The following is an 18,448-nucleotide window of genomic DNA, read 5'->3' as shown; positions in this document are numbered from 1 at the left end:
ACCTTGATCCATCAATTTCGGCGTGCTTGATCCTTTGCGTGCGCCAAGCCCAACTGGCCTACAGGGCAAAGGGGCGGAGGGGGCGCGGGGCGACGGCCGGCCGCGGGTGCCGCGTGAGCCAATTCACCTGGGTCAACAAGCCCGGCAAATCGGGCAATCAGTTCAACTGCGAGCCAACCGCCCAGTCCTGGGCGGGAACGCGGGTTTGCGCGTCGAATGGGTGACGTTCGCGGAGGGCCGGCCGTTGGGAGGGGTGACGGGATCTTCGACGGGGAGCGGGGGTGGCCGATCGGGTGGAGGTGGGCGGTGCCGGGCGGGCTCGGGGGGCGGTGCGGTGGCGCCGGGGCGCGGGCCTGCTGTCGCGGGTGCCGGGTGCCGGGTGCCGGGTGCCGGGTGCCGGGTGTCGAGCGGCAGGTGTCGAGTGCCACATGTCGGGCGCGCGTCGAGGTCGCGCCCGCCCGTCGATATCGATCAAAGTTTGCTCATATCACCTGATCAAAAATATACCGTTCATGATCCGATACCGACCGGCCTGTAACGGTGGGCGCTAGCGGTGATCGAAACGTGACCGGATACGCTGACTTGAGTGATGGCAGCGACCTATCGACAAACCGGGTAACCGCCAGTAGACACCAGCAGACAGGAGACCCCTCGTGACCGTCGTCGGGCCGTTCGGGCTGAGCGTGCGGGACCAGGCTCTGGAAGCCGATGTCCAGGCCGGGATGGCGGCTGTCGAGGAAGGGTTGCTCGAGGCAACCAAGAGTGAGGTGCCCTTCATCACCGAGGCCGCCCAGCACCTGGTGCGGGCCGGCGGCAAGCGTTTCCGGCCGCTGCTGGTGATGCTCTCGGCGCAGTTCGGTGATCCGTACGCCCCCGGGATCGTCCCGTCGGCCGTCGTCGTCGAGCTGACCCACCTCGCCACCCTCTACCACGACGACGTGATGGACGAGGCCGCGGTGCGCCGCGGGGTGCCCAGCGCGAACACCCGCTGGGGCAACTCGGTCGCCGTCCTGACCGGCGACTTCCTGTTCGCCCGGGCGTCGCAGATCCTCGCCGACCTGGGGCCGGAGGCGGTCCGGGTGCAGGCCCTGGCGTTCGAGCGGCTGGTCACCGGGCAGATCCTGGAGACGGCCGGGCCGCAGGACGGCCGGGACCCGGTCGAGCACTACCTGGACGTGCTGGGTGGCAAGACCGGCTCGCTGGTGGCGGTGTCCTGCCGGTTCGGCGCCATGATGTCCGGTGCCGACGAGGCGCGCGTGGACGTGCTCACCCAGTACGGAGAGCGGCTCGGCGTCGCCTTCCAGCTCGCGGACGACGTGCTGGACATCGCCTCCGACTCGCACGAGTCGGGCAAGACCCCGGGCACGGACCTGCGTGAGGGCATCCCGACCCTGCCGGTGCTGCGGCTGCGCGAGCGGGCCGCCCGGCTGGGGCTGGCCGAGGACCGCGCGCTGTGCGAGCTGCTCGACTCCGACCTCACCGACGACGAGCGCCACGCGGAGGCGCTGCGCCTGCTGCGCGCCCACCCCGCGCTGGAGCAGGCCCGGCGGGACACCGTGCGCTACGCCGAGGACGCCCGTGCCGCGCTGGCCCCGCTCCCGGAGTGCGACGCGAAGACCGCGCTGGTGGAGCTGTGCGACGCGGTGGTGCACCGGGCCGGTTAGGCGCGCCCGGCGGGGAGCGTCGGGGCCGGCTCGGAGCGGCCGGCCGGGAGCGTCGGGACCGGCTGGGGACGGCCGGTCGGAAGCGCGCGCCCTGCCTCCCGTCCTGCTCTCCGCCCTCGCGCAGGGGTGACGCACGTCACAAGACCCCTACTGGTCGGGGGAGGTTGCCGCCCTCGGTGTCATACCCCAGCAGTACGCGGAGTTGGCTCCGCGGTCTGACGCTTCTGCGTGGCCGATTTGGTGAGATGGACACCACGGAAAACACCACTCCTCACCGATTCGGGTGAGAATGGCGGCTCAGGGGTGGACAAGTGCGAGGTCGCGAGTCAGCCGCCGCCGACGACGGAGGTAGGGCACACATGGCACCGTACGAATCCGACGGCAACACGACCGCCGGACAGGACGAGGAGCGCCGGGCGGGGCGGCGGCGCAAGGCCGCGCGGTACGTCGTCCCGGTCACGGTGATGGGCGTGGCGGCCGCCACGATCGGGCTCGTTCCCGCGCTCGCCGACTCCGGGGATCCCGACCTCCCGGACATCACCGCCCAGCAACTCCTCGAAAAGATGGCCAAGTCGGACGTCGAGCAGCTGTCCGGCACGGTGAAGATCAGCACCGACCTCGGACTGCCGGACCTCGGCGGCCTGGAGAGCGGCCTGATGCCCGGTGGTCCCGGCGCGGGCGACGAGGGCGGCTCGGCCGCGGACCCGTCGGCCCGGCTCACGGAGCTGGCGTCCGGTACGCACACGCTGCGGGTCGCGGCCGACGGCCCCGACCGGCAGAAGCTGTCGCTGCTCCAGGACGCCGCCGAGTACAGCCTGATCCACGACGGCAAGGACGTCTGGGGCTACGACAGCAAGTCCAACGAGGTCTACCACGCGACCGTCTCCGACCGCGCCGAGAGGCCGCGCGAGGAGGTGCCGGCCATGCCGAAGGACTTCGCGGAGGAGGCCCTGAAGGCGGTCGACGACACCACGTCCGTGACCGTCGACGGCACCGCCCAGGTGGCCGGCCGGGACGCGTACCGGCTCGTCATCGACCCCAAGCAGTCCGGTACCACGGTCGGGGCGATCACCATAGCCGTGGACGCCGAGACCGGGCTGCCGCTGAAGTTCACGCTGACCCCGGCGAGCGGCGGCGCGGCCGTCGTGGACGCGGGCTTCACCCAGGTCAGCTTCGCCAAGCCGGCCGCCTCGACCTTCGACTTCACGCCGCCCAAGGGCGCGAAGGTCACCGAGGACGGCGAGTTCGACGCCGAGGCGCCGGCGCCGGCGCACGGGCAGAAGACGGAGCAGGACCTCGCCAAGGACCTCGACGGGCTGAAGGTCATAGGAGAGGGCTGGAACTCGGTCGCCGCCTTCGACACGGGCGGCCCCGGCCTGCCGACGGGCTCCGCGGGCGGCGACACCGGCGGCGACCTCGGCGGCTTCCTCGGCTCGCTCGGCGACCAGGTCACCGGCACCTTCGGCTCGGGCACGGTCTTCAAGACCCGGCTGATCAACGCCCTGATCACGGAGGACGGCAAGGTGTACGTCGGTGCCGTCACCAAGGACGCGCTGGTGAAGGCGGCGGACGCGGGGAACTGACGGACCCCGAACCCGTTCTCCGTGCACGCACATCCGCGACGCACATCCGCGACGTACATCCGCGCACGCAGCCGCGTGCACGCACGACGAAACGAGGGAGCCGATGGGCGAACCGGCCGCGGGCGATGCCGTCATCGCCACCCGCGCGCTCACCAAGCGCTACCGCGGCGGGCAGCTCGCCGTCGACGGTCTGGACCTGACCGTCCCGGCGGGCAGCGTCTTCGGCTTCCTCGGTCCGAACGGCTCGGGCAAGACCACCACCATCCGCATGCTGATGGGCCTGATCGAGCCCACCTCGGGCACGGCCCGGGTGCTGGGGCGGCCCATGCCGGGGGCCGCCCGCGCCGTACTGCCGCAGGTCGGCGCCCTCATCGAGGGCCCGGCGCTCTACGGCTTCCTGTCCGGCCGCGACAACCTGCTGCGCTACGACGCCGCCGACCCGACCGCCGACCCGCGCACCCGGCGCGAGCGGGTCGGGGCGGCGCTGGACCGGGTCGGCCTCACGGCCGCCGCGGGCAAGAAGGCGAAGGCCTACTCACTCGGCATGAAACAGCGGCTCGGCCTCGCGGCGGCCCTGCTCCGGCCGCGCCGCCTCCTGGTCCTCGACGAGCCGACCAACGGGCTCGATCCGCAGGGCATGCGGGAGATCCGCACTTTGGTGCGGGAGCTGGCCTCCGACGGGACCACGGTCTTCCTCTCCTCCCATCTGCTGGACGAGGTCGAGCAGGTGTGCACGCACGTCGCCGTGATGGCGCAGGGCCGGCTGATCGCCCAGGGGCCGGTCGCCGAGCTGGCGGCGGGTGCGCGCGGCCGGCTGGCGGTGGCCACGCCCGACGTGGCCGAGGCGGCCCGGGTGCTGAAGGAACAGGGCGCGGCGGACGTCGTCGTCGCCGAGGACGGCGTGACGGCGGAGCCACCGGACCGCGATCTCGCCGAGGTGAACGCCGCGCTGGTGACGGCAGGCGTGCGTGTGCGCGGCTTCGGACTGGAACGGGCCTCCCTGGAGGACGCGTTCGTGGCTTTGACGGGGGAGGGGTTCGATGTCGCGGGCTGAGCCCACCGAATCCGCCGAGCCCACCGAGGCCGCCGCGGTCACCGCGGGCGCCCGTGCGCCGCGCCCGCTGTGGGGTCTCGGCCTGCTGCGCAGCGAGCTGCTGACCACCTTCCGGCGCTGGCGCACGCTGGCCCTGCTGGGTGTGCTGGCCGCGGTGCCGGTCCTGGTGGGGATCGCCGTGAAGATCGAGACGAGCGACGGTTCCCCGGCCGGTGGCGGTGGGGGCGGCGCGGGCCCGGCGTTCATCTCCCAGGTGACCAACAACGGTCTGTTCCTGGTCTTCACCGCGCTGGCCGCCACCCTCCCGTTCTTCCTGCCGATGGCCGTCGGCGTCGTCGCGGGCGACGCCATCGCGGGCGAGGCGAGCGCGGGCACTCTGCGCTATCTGCTGGTCGCCCCGGCCGGCCGAACCCGACTCCTGCTCACCAAGTACGCCTCGACCATGGCCTTCTGTCTGGCCGCCACCCTCGTGGTCGCGGCCTCGGCGCTGGCGGTCGGCGCACTGCTGTTCCCGCTGGGCGATCCGACGACGATCTCCGGCACGCGGATCTCGCTCGCCGAGGGCCTCGGCCGGGCCCTGCTGATCGCCCTGGTCGTCGCCGTGTCACTCGTCGGCTTCGCTGCGCTCGGCCTGTTCGTCTCCACCCTGGCCGGCAGCGGTATCGCCGCGATGGCGACGACCGTGGGGCTGCTGATCACCGTTCAGATCCTCGACCAGATACCGCAGCTCCACGCGATACAGCCGTACTTCTTCTCGCACTACTGGCTGTCGTTCGCCGACCTGATGCGTGAACCCGTCTACTGGGACGACCTGGTGAAGAACCTCGGGCTCCAGGGGCTGTACGCGGTGGTGTTCGGCTCGGCGGCCTGGGCCCGGTTCGCGGCGAAGGACATCACGGCCTGAGTCAGGCTGCCTGGGTCAGGCCGCTTGAGTCTCGCCGGCCTTCGTGTCCTCGTCCACGCCGGTCTCCCCGCGGTTCCCCCCCGTCGGCCTGCTCGTGGGGGAAACGGGCGAGTGGCGGCTGCTGCTGGGCGAAGAACGTCTTGGCGCGGGCCAGCGCATCGGTGTCCCGCAGCACGTCACCGGGCTTGCTGCCGTTGCCGAGCAGCACGCCGCCGAAGCGCATCCCCATGTAGGCCGCCGAGTTGTTGAGGCTGCCGATCAACGGGTCGGCGACTTCTGGCTGGTCGTCCGCGAGCACGGTGACGCCCCACAGGGTGCGCCCGGCCAAGGTGTCCTTGAAGCGGAGGCCGGAGATGCGCAGCCAGCCCGACCAGTGGTCGAGGTAGTGCTTGACGGGAGTGGACAGGGTGTACCAGTACAGCGGCGAGGCGATCACGATGTCGGTTGCGGCGAGCGTGGCGTCGAGCAGCAGTGCCGCATTGCCCTCGGTGGGACGCACATGGTCGCTGTCGTGGCGCAGGTCCTTGAACTCGGGCAGCGGGTGGTCCGCCAGACGGATCCATTGCTGCTCGACATCGGCGGGCAACTGTTCGGCAGCCCGGCGGGCCAGCATCTCGGTGTTGCTCTCGTCGCGGCTGCTGCCCAGCACGAACAGGAAGCGGCGTGACATGGTTCCCCCACGGTGGTTGGCCGGCATTTCCTTGCTCTTGCATCTTATGCATACGCAATCAAATGTCCAGGGCGGCGGTCGCGGCGTCCGTCGCGGCGAGCAGCAGCGCCTCCCGGCCGTGCCGGGCCACCAGTTGGAGTCCGGCCGGGCAGCCGTCGGCGCCGAAGCCTGCCGGAAGGCTGACCGCCGGGTGCCCACTCAGGTTGAACGCCCAGGGCAGTGCGGTGGAGTACCGCTCGCCGGGGCCGTCGTGGCCGTGCGGTGCGGTGGGGGTCGTCGGCGTCAGCAGCAGCTCCGCGTCGGTGAAGAGCCGGTCCAGACGACGGTCGTTGTCCGCGCGTGTCCGATGGGCGGCACGCAGGTCGGCGTCGGCGACGGCGGGGTCACGCAGGGCGAGCCAGGCGGGCGCCGGGTCCGCCAGCCGCAGCGGACGGCCGGGCCGCAGCAGCCGTACGACACCAGCCGCGACGAGACGCTCCACGGCGGCCCGGGCCAGGGCGACGGGTTCGGGGTCGGGGCCGGCGAATCCCAGGTCGGGGGACCAGACGGCGGGGATGGGGAGAGCGGGTTCGCTGGGAGCGGGCTCGAACGGACCGGGCTCGGAGGGAGCGGACCCGGAGGGACCGGGTTCGGAGGGACTGGGTTCGGAGGGGCCGGACTCCGAGGGGCCGGTCCCGGCATCACCCGATCCCGGCCAGTGCCCGGTGACCGCCCGCCAGTAGGCCGCCGCGTCCGACGCCGAGCGGGTGAGGACGCCGGGCGCCGTGAGTCCCGTACGGTCGGCGTTCGTGAGCTTCAGCCCGACCACACCGCACCACGCGGCCGGGATCCGCACCGACCCCGCACCGTCGCTCCCGGTGGCCAGCGGCACCAGCCCGGCCGCGACCGCCGCTGCGGACCCGGCCGAGGAGCCGCCCGGCGTCCGGTCCGCCCGCCACGGGTTGACGGTGCGGCCATGGGCGCCCAGGCCCCACGTCTGCCACCGGGTGCCCGGCCCCGGCACCGAGGTCGAGCCGACCGGCACGCATCCGGCCGCGAGCAGCGGACCCGCCGAACGCAGCCCGTACCGCCCCTTCACCGCGACGGGCACGCCCGCCAGCGGCAGCCGTTCGCCCGCCTCGACCCGTGCGTCCACCTCCCGGGCCCGGCGCAGCGCCGTCTCGTCCCACACCTCCAGGAACGCGCACAGGGCCGGGTCGACGCGGGAGATCCGGTCCAGCGCGGTGGCGACGACGTCGGCGGCCGTCACCTCGCGAGCACGGACGGCCGTCGCGATCCGCACCGCCGTGAGTGACGGATAGGCGCCCGCCGGCTCGTCGGTGACCGTCTGTCCGGGAACCACCCGTTCACCTCCGTCGTTCCGCCTGCGGCTCCATGGTCCTGGACGCCGAGGGGGGAGCGGTCGCTTGGGACGAGGCTGTGACGCCCCGGTGACGCGGGAGTCCAAGCGGGCGGAGATGCTCGAACCAGGTGTGTGGCCGGTGGCTCGGCGCGTGGGAGTGAGGGGCGAGATGGCTCGGTTCAGTCGCGGGGAGAAGCGGGAAGGAGCGGTCCCGGCATACCCGACGGCCCCGGAGGCGGGACCGGTCGAGGTCCGTGTGCCGGCGGCCGGGCAGGGCGTCGGCGGGGCGACGGTGGGCGGTGTTCCGGTCGCGGGGGCGGACGGTGAGGACGTGCAGGACGCCGTCCTGCGCCACCTCCACCGCATCGCCCTCACCGCAGGCCGGCCCGTGCTGGCCACGGTCCACGACGAACGCCTCGGCTACGTCGTCCCGCTCCGCGTCGACCCGGACGGCTCCAGCCACCTGGCAGGCGAGCCGGCCCCGGCGACCGCACCGCAGAACGCCGGACCACGGCCGACAGAACCGCGGACCACCGAACCGCGGCCGACCGGACCACCACGGCCGACCGAAGCGCAGAATGCCGAACCGCGGCCGTCTGCACCGCGGAGCACCGAACCGCGGCCGGCCGAACCGCAGCACACCGCACCGCTGCCGGCCGCACCACCTCCGGCCGCACCGCGGCCCGTCCCCTCCACCCGGCGCGACAAGGGAGCGCCGGCACGGGAGCCGGCCCCGGTCTCCACTCAGGCCCCGACCCCCGCCCGCGGCTTCGACGCGATCGCCGAGGCCGTTCTCGGGGACGGACCGCTCACCGCACCGGGCGACCACACCGTCCCTGCCCTCCTGGCGGAGCCGACGGCCCGTATCAACGAGGCCGTCAAGGCCGGGCGGACGCAGGAGGCGGCGCGGCTGGCGGAGCAGACCGTGGAGCAGGCGTCGCGGACGCTCGGGCCGGAACACGGCGAGGTGCTCCGGCTGCGCGAACTGACGGCGTACATCGCCTACTTGTCCGGCGACCCGGTGCGCGCCCACGACGTCTCGCTGGAGCTCGCCCGGCTGTACCGCCGGGCGGGGGACGCGGAGGCCGCGTACGGCAACGTCCAGAGCGCGGCCACCGCCTGGCGTGCCGTACGCGATCCGAACCGCGGGCTTGAGCTGGGGCGCGACCTGATCGGCCTGTGGACGGAGCTGACCGCCGAGGAAGGACCGGCCGCCGCCGACGTCGAGCAACTGGAGTCCGCCCGCGCCCGGATCGGCCGCCTCACCGAACGCGCCCGCGCCCTCGCTCAGGACACGCCCTAGTCGGACAGCTCCCACACCGCGTACGCCACGGCGTCGCTGTTGCGGTTCAGGGCGGTGTCGTTGATGTTGGCGGTCGTGTCGCAGGACGAGTGGTAGCAGCGGTCGAACGCCTGGCCCGCCGTACCGCCCCACTTGGCCGCCTGCGCGGCCGTCTTGCGGTAGCCGGCGCCGGTGAAGAGGCCGCCGACGGGCACGCCCACGCTCTTGAAGGGCGCGTGGTCGGACCGTCCGTCGCCCTCGGTCTCGATCTCGGTGGGGACGCCGAGACCGGCGAAGTAGTCCTTGAAGGTCTTCTCGATCGTGGGGTCGTCGTCGTAGACGAAGTAGCCCGGGTTGGGCGAGCCGATCATGTCGAAGTTCAGGTAGCCGCTGATCTTCGCGCGGTCGGCCGAGGACAGGTTGTTGACGTAGTAGCGGGAGCCGACGAGCCCCAGCTCCTCCGCGCCCCACCAGGCGAACCGCAGGTGCTTGGCGGGCCGGTAGCCCGCCCGTGCCACGGCGAGCGCCGTCTCCAGGACGGCGGCCGAACCGGAGCCGTTGTCGTTGATGCCCGGCCCGGAGGAGACGCTGTCCAGGTGGGAGCCGGCCATGAGGACCTGGTTCGGGTCGCCGCCGGGCCAGTCGGCGATCAGGTTGTAGCCGGTGCGGCCGGAGGCGGTGAACCGCTGGACGGTGGTGGTGAATCCGGCCGCGTCCAGCTTGCCCTTGAGGTAGGTGAGCGACGCCTGGTAGCCGGGGCGCCCGTGGGCCCGGTTGCCGCCGTTCGCCGTGGCGATCGACTGCAGCTGTGACAGGTGGGCCTTGACGTTGGCTATCGGTATGTCGGGCGCGGCGGCGGCCGTCGCGGGCTTTGACGAGGGCGCCGCACCGGCCAGGGATCCGCCGGCCATGAGGGTGGCGACGGCGACGACACCGGCTGTCGTCGCACGCCCGGAAACGGAGAGCTTCATGTGGGGAGCTCCGAATTCCTGGAGGACCCCGGAGAAATCCAGGGGTCCCGAGTGAATGGGGTGCCTGGATGGTGGGCCGGGACTGACTTACCGTCAAGACCGTTATCCGGCCACTGTGTTGCACATAGCGGTGGCTCGCTGCGCGCCACAGCCTCCGCCGGGCTCCCCCCGCCCTCCACCGTGACGCCGGACGGCTACGGCTTGGCTGTGCCCGCCGAGGTGGCGGCCGAGGTGCCCGCCGAGGTGGCGGCCGAGGTGGCCGCCGACGTGGGCGCTTCCGCTCCGGTCGGCTCGGCCCCGGTCGGCTCGGTCTGGGCCGGCTCGGTCTGGGCCGGCACCGACTTCGCCACCGGCGCCGCCGCCCCGGCCGCGATGCCCGTCGTCCTGAGGGCCCGCGCGGAACGGCGGGCGGTGCGCAGGGCGTCCCAGGTGAGCAGAGTGAGTGCCAGCCACACCAGCGCGAAACCGGCCCAGCGTTCCGGTGGCATCGCCTCGCCGAAGTAGAGGACGCCGAGCAGGAACTGGAACATGGGCGCCAGATACTGGAGCAGTCCCAGCGTGGACAGCGGCACCCGGATCGCCGCCGCGCCGAAGCAGACCATGGGCAGTGCGGTGACCAGGCCGGTCGCCGCCAGCAGGACGGCGTGCCCGGGGCCCTCGGTGGTGAACGTGGAGTCGCCGTGCGCGCTCAGCCACAGCAGGTAGCCGAGCGCGGGCAGGAACTGGACCGCGGTTTCGGCGGTCAGCGACTCGACGCCGCCGAGATTGACCTTCTTCTTCACCAGACCGTACGTGGCGAAGGAGAAGGCGAGGCAGAGGGAGATCCACGGCGGCCGGCCGTATCCGACGGTGAGGACCACCACGGCCGCGAAGCCGGTCCCGACGGCCGCCCACTGCACCGGCCGCAGCCGTTCCTTCAGCAGCAGCACACCCATGGCGATGGTGACCAGCGGGTTGATGAAGTAGCCGAGCGAGGCCTCGACGACATGGCCGCTGTTCACCGCCCAGATGTAGACGCCCCAGTTGACGGTGATCACCGTGGCGGCCACCGCGACGAGCGCCAGTCTGCGCGGCTGCCGCAGCAGCTCGCCCGCCCAGGCCCAGCGCCGTACGACGAGCAGCGCGGCGGCGACGAAGGCGAGGGACCACACCATGCGGTGGGCGAGGATCTCGGTCGCTCCGGCCGGCTTCAGCAGCGGCCAGAAGAGCGGGACCAGCCCCCACATCCCGTACGCCGCGAAGCCGTTCAGCAGGCCTATTCGGTGCTCGCCCCTGGAGCCCTTCGGCCCCATCGGCCCATTCGACGACCCGGCCACGGGCTCCTCCTTCTCACGTCCTGCGCGCCTGCACGACGGTAGCGCCGCAGACCCCCGCCTGTCATGCCCGTTTCGCAATACGGTCATGACAGGCGGGGGTGCGCCGGAGGCGGGGCTCAGCTGCCCAGTGCCGCCTCGACCGCCTCGGCGAGCGGCGTGGCCGGGCGGCCGATGAGGCGGGACAGGTCACCGCCGGGGACGACCAGTTCACCCTTCTCGATGGCGGCGTCCACGCCCGCGAGGACGGCCGCGAGCGGCTCGGGCAGCCCGGCGCCGGTGATCCCGCCGCGCGTCGACTACTCCCTGACCGGCCTCGGCCGCGAGGCGGCGGAACGGGTGCGGGGGCTGGCGCTGTGGACGGAGCGGCGGATGGCCGACGTGGAGCGGGCCCGCCGGGCGTACGACGAGGCCCGGGCGTGAGAAGCCCGGGCCTCGTGCGGGACGTTCGTGCCGGTCAGCCGATGACCGTCCAGGTGTCGCCGCCGGCGAGGAGTGCGGCGAGGTCGCCCTTGCCGTGCTGTTCGACGGCGGTGTCGAGCTGGTCGGCCATCTCGGTGTCGTAGACCGGCCGGTCGACGGAGCGCAGGACGCCGATGGGGGTGTGGTGCAGCGTGTCCGGGTCGGCGAGCCGGGACAGGGCGAAGGCGGTGGTCGGGGACGGGGAGTGGGCGTCGTGGACCAGGATGTCGGCCTCGTTGTCCGCGGTGACGGTGACCACCTTCAGATCGCCGGTCTGCCGGTCCCGTACGACGCCCTTGGCGCTGTCGGTGCCGAAGCGGATCGGCTGCCCGTGCTCCAGGCGGATCACCGCTTCCTCGGCCTGCTGCTTGTCCTTCAGGACCTCGAAGGCGCCGTCGTTGAAGATGTTGCAGTTCTGGTAGATCTCGACCAGGGCCGTGCCCGGGTGGGCGGCGGCCTGGCGCAGGACCTCGGTGAGGTGTTTGCGGTCGGAGTCGACCGTGCGGGCCACGAAGGACGCCTCCGCGCCGATCGCCAGGGAGACGGGGTTGAAGGGCGCGTCCAGCGAGCCCATCGGCGTCGACTTGGTGATCTTGCCGACCTCGGAGGTCGGGGAGTACTGGCCCTTGGTGAGGCCGTAGATCCGGTTGTTGAACAGCAGGATCTTGAGGTTGACGTTGCGGCGCAGGGCGTGGATGAGGTGGTTGCCGCCGATGGACAGCGCGTCGCCGTCGCCGGTGACGACCCAGACGGACAGGTCGCGGCGGGAGGCGGCCAGGCCGGTGGCGATGGCCGGGGCGCGGCCGTGGATGGAGTGCATCCCGTAGGTGTTCATGTAGTACGGGAAGCGGGAGGAGCAGCCGATGCCGGAGACGAAGACGATGTTCTCCTTCGCCAGGCCCAGCTCGGGCAGGAAGCCCTGCACGGCGGCGAGGATGGCGTAGTCGCCGCAACCGGGGCACCAGCGCACTTCCTGATCGGACTTGAAGTCCTTCATGGACTGCTTGCCCTCGGCCTTGGGCACGAGCTGCAGCAGCGCGCCTGCGTCAGTCATCGATGGCCTCCTTCAGCGCCGTGGCGAGCTGCTCCGCCTTGAACGGCATACCGTTGACCTGGTTGTACGAGCGGGCGTCGACCAGGTACTTCGCCCGGATGAGCGTGGCGAGCTGACCGAGGTTCATCTCGGGGATCACCACCTTGTCGTACCTCTCCAGGACGGTGCCGAGATTGGCGGGGAAGGGGTTCAGGTGCCGCAGGTGCGCCTGCGCGATCCGGCCGCCCTCCTTGCGGATGCGGCGCACGGCCGCGGTGATCGGCCCGTAGGTGGAACCCCAGCCCAGCACCAGCGTCCCGGCCCCGTCCGGGTCGTCGGCCTCGATGTCGGGGACGTCGATGCCGTCGACCTTGGCCTGGCGGACGCGGACCATGAAGTCGTGGTTGGCCGGGTCGTAGGAGATGTTCCCGGTGCCGTCCTGCTTCTCGATGCCGCCGATGCGGTGCTCCAGCCCCGGGGTGCCCGGGACCGCCCACGGGCGGGCGAGGCTCTGCGGGTCCCGCTTGTACGGCCAGAACACCTCGGTGCCGTCGTCCAGGGTGTGGTTGGGGCCCTGTGCGAACTGCACGGCCAAATCCGGCAGTTCCTCCAGCTCCGGGATGCGCCACGGTTCGCTGCCGTTGGCCAGGTAGCCGTCGGAGAGCAGAAAGACCGGCGTGCGGTAGGTGAGCGCGATCCGGGCCGCATCCAGCGCCGCGTCGAAGCAGTCCGCGGGGGTGCGCGGGGCGACGACCGGCACCGGCGCCTCGCCGTTGCGGCCGTACATCGCCTGGAGCAGGTCCGCCTGCTCGGTCTTGGTCGGCAGGCCGGTCGACGGGCCGCCGCGCTGGATGTCGACGACCAGCAGCGGCAGCTCCAGGGAGACCGCCAGCCCGATCGTCTCGCTCTTGAGCGCGACGCCCGGGCCGCTCGTCGTCGTCACGGCCAGCGAGCCGCCGAAGGCCGCGCCGAGCGCCGCACCGATCCCGGCGATCTCGTCCTCGGCCTGGAAGGTGCGCACGCCGAAGTTCTTGTGCCGGCTCAGCTCGTGCAGGATGTCCGAGGCCGGGGTGATCGGGTACGAGCCCAGGAACAGCGGGAGATCGGCCTGCCGGGAGGCGGCGATCAGGCCGTAGGCCAGGGCCAGGTTCCCGGAGATGTTGCGGTAGACGCCGGGCGGGAACGCCTTCGCCGCCGGGGCCACCTCGTAGGAGACGGCGAAGTCCTCGGTGGTCTCGCCGAAGTTCCAGCCCGCCCGGAACGCCGCGATGTTGGCCTCGGCGATGTCCGGCTTCTTGGCGAACTTCGCCTTGAGGAACTTCTCCGTGCCCTCGGTGGGCCGGTGGTACATCCAGCTGAGCAGGCCCAGCGCGAACATGTTCTTGCTGCGCTCGGCCTCCTTGCGGGACAGGCCGAAGTCCCTGAGCGCCTCGACGGTCAGCGTCGTCAGCGGCACCGGATGCAGCTGGTAGCCGTCGAGCGACCCGTCCTCCAGCGGGTCGGTGTCGTAGCCGACCTTCTGCATCGCCCGCTTGGTGAACTCGTCCGTGTTGACGATGATCTCCGCACCGCGCGGCATGTCGCCGATGTTCGCCTTCAGCGCGGCGGGGTTCATCGCGACCAGGACGTTCGGCGCGTCACCGGGGGTGAGGATGTCGTGGTCGGCGAAGTGCAGCTGGAAGGACGACACGCCCGGCAGGGTGCCGGCGGGCGCCCGGATCTCGGCCGGGAAGTTCGGCAGCGTCGACAGATCGTTGCCGAACGACGCGGTCTCCGAGGTGAACCGGTCGCCGGTGAGCTGCATGCCGTCGCCCGAGTCCCCCGCGAACCTGATGATCACCCGGTCCAGCCGGCGGACGTCCTTTGCGCCCGCCGGTTTGCGCTGCTCTCCTACGACGGTTCCGTCGGCCTGCTCCGCTGGGCTGCTGACCTGGCTGGTCACTGAACTGGACCTCCCTCGAGGCGGCTGTCCGGGGCGTGGTCTCCCATCGACCATCCCAGGTCCAACCCTACGTCCGCCGGGGTCGACATCCTCTGGACATTCGCATGATGGACACTCCGCCGGGACGGTCCACGCCGCCGCCGCGCCACGGCTCCCGCGCCCCGCCGCTGGTGAGGAGCCCTCCGGCCGGCCGGAGGTTTCTCGTCCGTTCGGATGACGGGTTCCTCGGGAGACGCGGTGGGCGGTGGCGACAGGCGGTCGCTGTGGGCGTTGGCGTTGGCGGTGGGCGGCCGCGATGGGCGGTTACGAGCGGAGATACGTCAGTACGGCGAGCACCCGGCGGTGGTCGCCGTCGCTCTGGGACAGCCCCAGCTTGAGGAAGATGTTGCTGACGTGCTTCTCGACGGCCCCGTCGCTCACGACGAGCTGCCGGGCGATCGCCGAGTTCGTCCGCCCCTCGGCCATCAGCCCCAGCACCTCCCGCTCCCGCGGGGTGAGCCCGGCGAGCACGTCCTGCTTGCGGCTGCGGCCCAGCAGCTGGGCGACGACCTCCGGGTCGAGCGCCGTACCGCCCTCGGCCACCCGCACCACCGCGTCCACGAACTCGCGCACCTCGGCCACCCGGTCCTTGAGCAGATAGCCGACGCCGCGGCTGGACCCCGCCAGCAGCTCGGTGGCGTACCGCTCCTCGACGTACTGCGACAGCACGAGCACACCCACGCTCGGGTGCGCCTTGCGCAACTGCACCGCCGCCCGCACCCCCTCGTCGGTGTGCGTCGGCGGCATCCGCACGTCCGCCACCACGACGTCCGGCAGCTCGCCCTGTGCGTCCAGCTCGGTGATGGTCTTGATCAGCGCCTCGCCGTCCCCGACGCCGGCCACGACCTCATGACCGCGGTCGGTCAGCAGTCGGGTCAGCCCCTCCCTGAGCAGCACTGAATCCTCGGCGATGACCACCCGCACCCTGTCCTCCACGATCCTTGCCCCCCACACCCGACGCGAGCACGTTGCCCGCCTGCTGTGGGGTCCAGCATTTCAGGATCGGGGGAGTGGAGGGGAGCCGGCGAGGGAGAGTGGGGGCACGGCCGGGACGCCACCTCCGGGGGAGGCACGCCGACTGCTCTCCGGGGGCGGCACCTCTCCGGTGGGGCGGTCCGTCTCCGGTGAGGGCACGCCGGCACTTCTCCGGGTGGCGCCCCGTCACCTCTCCGGAGCGCGCCCTGCCACCGTTCCGGGAGGGGGCGGCACCCTGTCACCGCTCCGAAGGCACCCACGGCGACCCCACGGCGACCCCGCCCCGGCGGCCCCTCACCGCTCCGACCACCACGGCAACTCCGCCGTCACCCGCGTCGGGCCCCCGGCCGGCGAGTCCACCACCAGGACCCCGTCCACCGCGTCGATCCGTTCCGCCAGCCCGGCCAGCCCCGACCCGGCCGACACCTCGGCCCCGCCCACGCCGTCGTCCACGACCTGGAGCAGCAGCCGGTCCTCGACCCGCCACACCTCCACCACGGCCTGCGTCGCCCGCGCGTGCTTGCTGATGTTCTGGAGCAGCTCCGACACCGTGTAGTACGCGATCCCCTCGATCGCCGGGGCCGGCCGCTCCGTCAGGTCCACCTCCACCCGCACCGGGACGGTGCAGCGCGAGGCGACCGAGGACAGCGCCGCGTCCAGACCGCGGTCGGTCAGCACGGCGGGGTGGATGCCGCGGGCCAGGTCCCGCAGCTCCTGAAGGGCCGTCTTCACCTCGCCGTGCGCCTCGTCCACCATCCGGGCCGCCGCCCGCGGGTCCTCCCGCAGCTTCTCCTTCGCCAGCCCGAGATCCATGGCGAGGTTGACCAGGCGGGCCTGTGCCCCGTCGTGCAGGTCGCGCTCGATGCGCCGTAGGTCGGCCGCCGCCGTGTCGACCACGACCCCCCGGCCCGACTCCAGCTCCACCACCCGCGTGGCCAGCCGCGACGGCCCCAGCAGCCCGTGCACCAGCACCCGGTCCACCATCGTCAGCGCCCGGACGATCCACGGCGTGGCCAGCGCGAACAGCAGTCCCACCAGCGCGGTCACGGTGATCTCGAAGGGGTTGTCCAGGTAGACCCGGTGGGTCTCGTCGCCGTACAGCTGGAGCCCGTCCTGACCGGCGTACATCGGGAACACCCAGAACCACAGCGGGTACGTCAGCATCGCCCAGCCCCAGGCCCAGACGGTCACGGCGACGGCGAACGAGAACACCGCCCACGGCAGGTGCAGCACCGCGTAGAGCAGCGTCCGCCACGAGCTGCCGCTCTTGAGGACCGCGCCCATCCAGGCCAGCGCGCCGTGCCTCTTCATCCGCAGCGGCTCCGGGTCGGCCACCCGCAGCCCCAGCAGCGAACGCGCCCGCGCCCGCTCCAGCGCCCCGAACCCCCGGCACCCGGCGAGCGCGGCCGCCAGCACCGGGACCCCGAGGAACGTCACCAGCAGCCCCGCCCCCAGCGACACCATCGTGACCGCGAAGGTGAAGAGCAGGATGCTGATCGGCAGGCTCAGCACCACATAGCCGAACTCCCGCCGGCTGCGCGCCTCGAACGGAGCCCGCAGCCCCGCCGGCAGCCGGTGCCGCTCGCTCGCGCTCCCGTGGAAGCCGGGCTCGCTCCGCAGCCCGTAACCCTGTCCGTACTCCGTGGCCATCGGTGTCGTCCTTCTCCTCGTCCCTACGGGCCCCTACGGGCCCCTGCGGGTCCTTACGGGGCCCGGGGGTTCCTGCGGGGCCCCGGGGCCCCTACGCCCGCACCCGCTGAGCCGCGCCCTACGGCTCCGCCGTCCTACCTCCACCCTCCTCGTGCGGGCCGCTGCCGGCCATGGAGCCCGTCGGCGTCTCGGACGGGGGGTTTTCCCCACCACGGCCCGGGCGCGGCCCGGGAGGGGCCTGGGGGCACGGGCCGGGGCCTCGGCGCGGGCGTGAGCCGGCGCGCGGGCGTCACCCCCGCGCGCCGGACGGGTCCGAGGCGCCCCGGTCCCGCCCCCGTGCCCGGCCGTGCTCCCGGTCGCGCCACGGCAGCTCGGCCGTCACCGCCGTCGGGCCGCCCTCCGGCGAATCCACGACGAACAGCCCGTCGACGGCGCCCAGCCGGTCGGCGAGCCCCTTCATCCCCGTACCGCCGTCGAGGCGCGCACCCCCGCGGCCGTCGTCCCGCACCTGGATGAGCAGCCGCTCCTCCGTGCGCCAGACGTCCACGGAGGCGGACTCGGCCCCGCTGTGCTTGCTGACGTTCTGCAGCAGCTCCGAGACGGTGAAGTAGGCGATGCCCTCGATGGCCGCCGCCGGCCTCGCCGGCAGATCGACCGTCACCTTCACCGGGACGGTGCAGCGCGAGGCGACCGAGGACAGCGCCGCGTCCAGGCCGCGGTCGGTCAGCACGGCCGGGTGGATGCCGCGGGCCAGGTCCCGCAGCTCCTGCAGCGCCAGCTTCACCTCGCCGTGCGCCTCCTCGACCATCGCCGCGACGTGCTCGTCGGCCTGCCCCTCCAGCAGCTTCTCCTTCGCCAGGCCCAGCCCCATGGCGAGGTTGACCAGGCGGGCCTGTGCCCCGTCGTGCAGGTCGCGCTCGATGCGCCGCAGGTCGGCCGCGGCGGTGTCGACCACGATTCCCCGGTCCGACTCCAGCTCGGCGATGCGCCGCTCCAGCTCGTCGGACGGCGACAACAGGCCCCGCACCATCACCCGGTCCACGTTGCCGAGCGCCCGCGCGATGAACGGCAGCACCGGCCACAGCACGAACAGCGAGGTCAGGGTGATGGTGAAGGTGAGGACGCCCCAGGGCAGCCGGATGAAGTCGTACAGCACCGTGCGCCAGCCCACCGGGTCCTTCAGCGCCATCCACAGCTGCTGGACGAACCCGCCCCCGCCGCGCAGCGGCAGCGGGCTCGGCTCGTCCACCCGCACGCCGAGCAGCACCCGGGCCCGCGCGCGCTCCAGCTTGCCCAACTGCCGCGCCCCCATGAGCCCGGCCGCCAGCAGCGGCAACCCGACCACGGTCACCGTCAGCCCGAAACCGGTGAACAGCACCGTCACGACGTAGACGAATCCGAGGAGCGCCACCGGCAGATTCGCCAGCAGGTGGGCGATCTCCTTCCAGGTGTGCCGGTCGTAGGCGAGACGGGCCGGCGGCGGGCGGTCGCCGTCCGCCGTGCCGCCCGCGCCGCCAGTGCCGGCGCGCGTCGATGACGAGAGGTGTTCGGTCATACGGGTCAG

Annotated in this window: 14 protein-coding genes and 2 pseudogenes; 6 read left to right on the top strand and 10 right to left on the bottom strand. The window is 72.6% G+C overall.

The features are described from left to right. Window positions 1-653: 653 nt before the first annotated feature. From ACLGIH_RS13805 to ACLGIH_RS13790, 4 genes are all read left to right on the top strand, one after another. Window positions 654-1,664 carry a polyprenyl synthetase family protein gene (locus tag ACLGIH_RS13805; protein WP_416525538.1) on the top strand — a complete coding sequence of 337 codons (1,011 nt, stop codon included), beginning with the start codon at window positions 654-656 and terminating at the stop codon, window positions 1,662-1,664. A gap of 359 nt (window positions 1,665-2,023) precedes the next feature. Beyond that, a complete protein-coding gene (locus ACLGIH_RS13800; protein ID WP_416525537.1) occupies window positions 2,024-3,247 on the top strand; it encodes a LolA family protein in 1,224 nt (407 codons plus the stop codon). Window positions 3,248-3,350: 103 nt separating this feature from the next. Next, the gene (locus ACLGIH_RS13795) at window positions 3,351-4,301 is read left to right on the top strand and encodes an ABC transporter ATP-binding protein (RefSeq protein WP_416525536.1); all 951 of its coding nucleotides are present in this window, start codon (window positions 3,351-3,353) and stop codon (window positions 4,299-4,301) included. Then, window positions 4,288-5,205 (top strand): ABC transporter permease, encoded by a 918-nt coding sequence (locus ACLGIH_RS13790; protein WP_416525535.1) that lies wholly within the window; start codon window positions 4,288-4,290, stop codon window positions 5,203-5,205. The genes ACLGIH_RS13795 and ACLGIH_RS13790 overlap by 14 nt, the downstream gene beginning before the upstream one ends. 1 nt (window position 5,206) lies before the next feature. Here ACLGIH_RS13790 and ACLGIH_RS13785 read toward each other — a convergent pair whose 3' ends face one another. Both ACLGIH_RS13785 and ACLGIH_RS13780 read right to left on the bottom strand, forming a co-directional pair. Then, entirely contained in the window at window positions 5,207-5,875 is a 669-nt protein-coding gene (locus tag ACLGIH_RS13785) for a flavodoxin family protein (protein WP_416525534.1), read from the bottom strand. 58 nt (window positions 5,876-5,933) lie between these two features. After that, on the bottom strand, window positions 5,934-7,217 hold the full coding sequence (locus tag ACLGIH_RS13780) for an amidase (protein WP_416525533.1): 1,284 nt from the start codon (window positions 7,215-7,217) through the stop codon (window positions 5,934-5,936). 169 nt (window positions 7,218-7,386) lie between these two features. On the opposite strand from ACLGIH_RS13780, the gene ACLGIH_RS13775 reads away from it, so the two are divergent. Beyond that, the gene (locus ACLGIH_RS13775) at window positions 7,387-8,520 is read left to right on the top strand and encodes a tetratricopeptide repeat protein (RefSeq protein WP_416525532.1); all 1,134 of its coding nucleotides are present in this window, start codon (window positions 7,387-7,389) and stop codon (window positions 8,518-8,520) included. Here the strand turns inward: ACLGIH_RS13775 and ACLGIH_RS13770 are convergent. From ACLGIH_RS13770 to ACLGIH_RS13760, 3 genes and pseudogenes are all read right to left on the bottom strand, one after another. Further along, window positions 8,517-9,470 (bottom strand): M28 family metallopeptidase, encoded by a 954-nt coding sequence (locus ACLGIH_RS13770; RefSeq protein WP_416525531.1) that lies wholly within the window; start codon window positions 9,468-9,470, stop codon window positions 8,517-8,519. The two genes, ACLGIH_RS13775 and ACLGIH_RS13770, sit on opposite strands and share 4 nt — an antisense overlap. 194 nt (window positions 9,471-9,664) lie before the next feature. Continuing rightward, window positions 9,665-10,762: an EamA family transporter RarD gene (gene rarD / locus ACLGIH_RS13765; RefSeq protein WP_416529372.1), complete on the bottom strand. Its 1,098-nt coding sequence runs from the start codon at window positions 10,760-10,762 to the stop codon at window positions 9,665-9,667. Window positions 10,763-10,902: 140 nt separating this feature from the next. Then, window positions 10,903-11,073, bottom strand: a pseudogene (locus tag ACLGIH_RS13760) (KR domain-containing protein); the annotation flags it as partial. Between ACLGIH_RS13760 and ACLGIH_RS13755 the strand changes: the two are divergent. Continuing rightward, window positions 11,060-11,206, top strand: a pseudogene (locus tag ACLGIH_RS13755) (winged helix-turn-helix transcriptional regulator); the annotation flags it as partial. The pseudogenes ACLGIH_RS13760 and ACLGIH_RS13755 overlap by 14 nt on opposite strands. 34 nt (window positions 11,207-11,240) lie before the next feature. Here the strand turns inward: ACLGIH_RS13755 and ACLGIH_RS13750 are convergent. The 5 genes from ACLGIH_RS13750 to ACLGIH_RS13730 form a co-directional block, all read right to left on the bottom strand. Further along, window positions 11,241-12,299, bottom strand: a complete 1,059-nt coding sequence (locus ACLGIH_RS13750) for a 2-oxoacid:ferredoxin oxidoreductase subunit beta (protein ID WP_416525530.1) — start codon at window positions 12,297-12,299, stop codon at window positions 11,241-11,243. Next, window positions 12,292-14,220, bottom strand: coding sequence for a 2-oxoacid:acceptor oxidoreductase subunit alpha (locus ACLGIH_RS13745; protein WP_416525529.1), 1,929 nt, complete (start codon window positions 14,218-14,220; stop codon window positions 12,292-12,294). The genes ACLGIH_RS13750 and ACLGIH_RS13745 overlap by 8 nt, the downstream gene beginning before the upstream one ends. 303 nt (window positions 14,221-14,523) lie before the next feature. Then, a complete protein-coding gene (locus ACLGIH_RS13740) occupies window positions 14,524-15,183 on the bottom strand; it encodes a LuxR C-terminal-related transcriptional regulator (RefSeq protein ID WP_416529371.1) in 660 nt (219 codons plus the stop codon). Between the two features lie 345 nt (window positions 15,184-15,528). Continuing rightward, window positions 15,529-16,884: a sensor histidine kinase gene (locus ACLGIH_RS13735; protein ID WP_416525528.1), complete on the bottom strand. Its 1,356-nt coding sequence runs from the start codon at window positions 16,882-16,884 to the stop codon at window positions 15,529-15,531. Between the two features lie 289 nt (window positions 16,885-17,173). Further along, on the bottom strand, window positions 17,174-18,439 hold the full coding sequence (locus ACLGIH_RS13730; protein WP_416525527.1) for a sensor histidine kinase: 1,266 nt from the start codon (window positions 18,437-18,439) through the stop codon (window positions 17,174-17,176). Window positions 18,440-18,448 lie beyond the last annotated feature (9 nt).

The sequence above is a fragment of the Streptomyces hamibioticus genome (genome assembly GCF_047946815.1).
Classification (GTDB): Bacteria; Actinomycetota; Actinomycetes; order Streptomycetales; family Streptomycetaceae; genus Streptomyces.
Note: the sequence above shows the minus strand (reverse complement) of the source record. Positions and strands in the feature narration are given on the sequence as shown.

Bases quoted from the DNA above. Each gene is read 5' to 3' on its own strand.
- ACLGIH_RS13795 (WP_416525536.1), top strand. From the start codon at position 3,351: ATGGGCGAACCGGCCGCGGGCGATGCCGTCATCGCCACCCGCGCGCTC.
- ACLGIH_RS13735 (WP_416525528.1), bottom strand. From the start codon at position 16,884: ATGGCCACGGAGTACGGACAGGGTTACGGGCTGCGGAGCGAGCCCGGC.
- rarD (WP_416529372.1), bottom strand. From the start codon at position 10,762: ATGGGGCCGAAGGGCTCCAGGGGCGAGCACCGAATAGGCCTGCTGAAC.
- ACLGIH_RS13790 (WP_416525535.1), top strand. From the start codon at position 4,288: ATGTCGCGGGCTGAGCCCACCGAATCCGCCGAGCCCACCGAGGCCGCC.
- ACLGIH_RS13800 (WP_416525537.1), top strand. From the start codon at position 2,024: ATGGCACCGTACGAATCCGACGGCAACACGACCGCCGGACAGGACGAG.
- ACLGIH_RS13775 (WP_416525532.1), top strand. From the start codon at position 7,387: ATGGCTCGGTTCAGTCGCGGGGAGAAGCGGGAAGGAGCGGTCCCGGCA.
- ACLGIH_RS13785 (WP_416525534.1), bottom strand. From the start codon at position 5,875: ATGTCACGCCGCTTCCTGTTCGTGCTGGGCAGCAGCCGCGACGAGAGC.
- ACLGIH_RS13770 (WP_416525531.1), bottom strand. From the start codon at position 9,470: ATGAAGCTCTCCGTTTCCGGGCGTGCGACGACAGCCGGTGTCGTCGCC.
- ACLGIH_RS13730 (WP_416525527.1), bottom strand. From the start codon at position 18,439: ATGACCGAACACCTCTCGTCATCGACGCGCGCCGGCACTGGCGGCGCG.
- ACLGIH_RS13750 (WP_416525530.1), bottom strand. From the start codon at position 12,299: ATGACTGACGCAGGCGCGCTGCTGCAGCTCGTGCCCAAGGCCGAGGGC.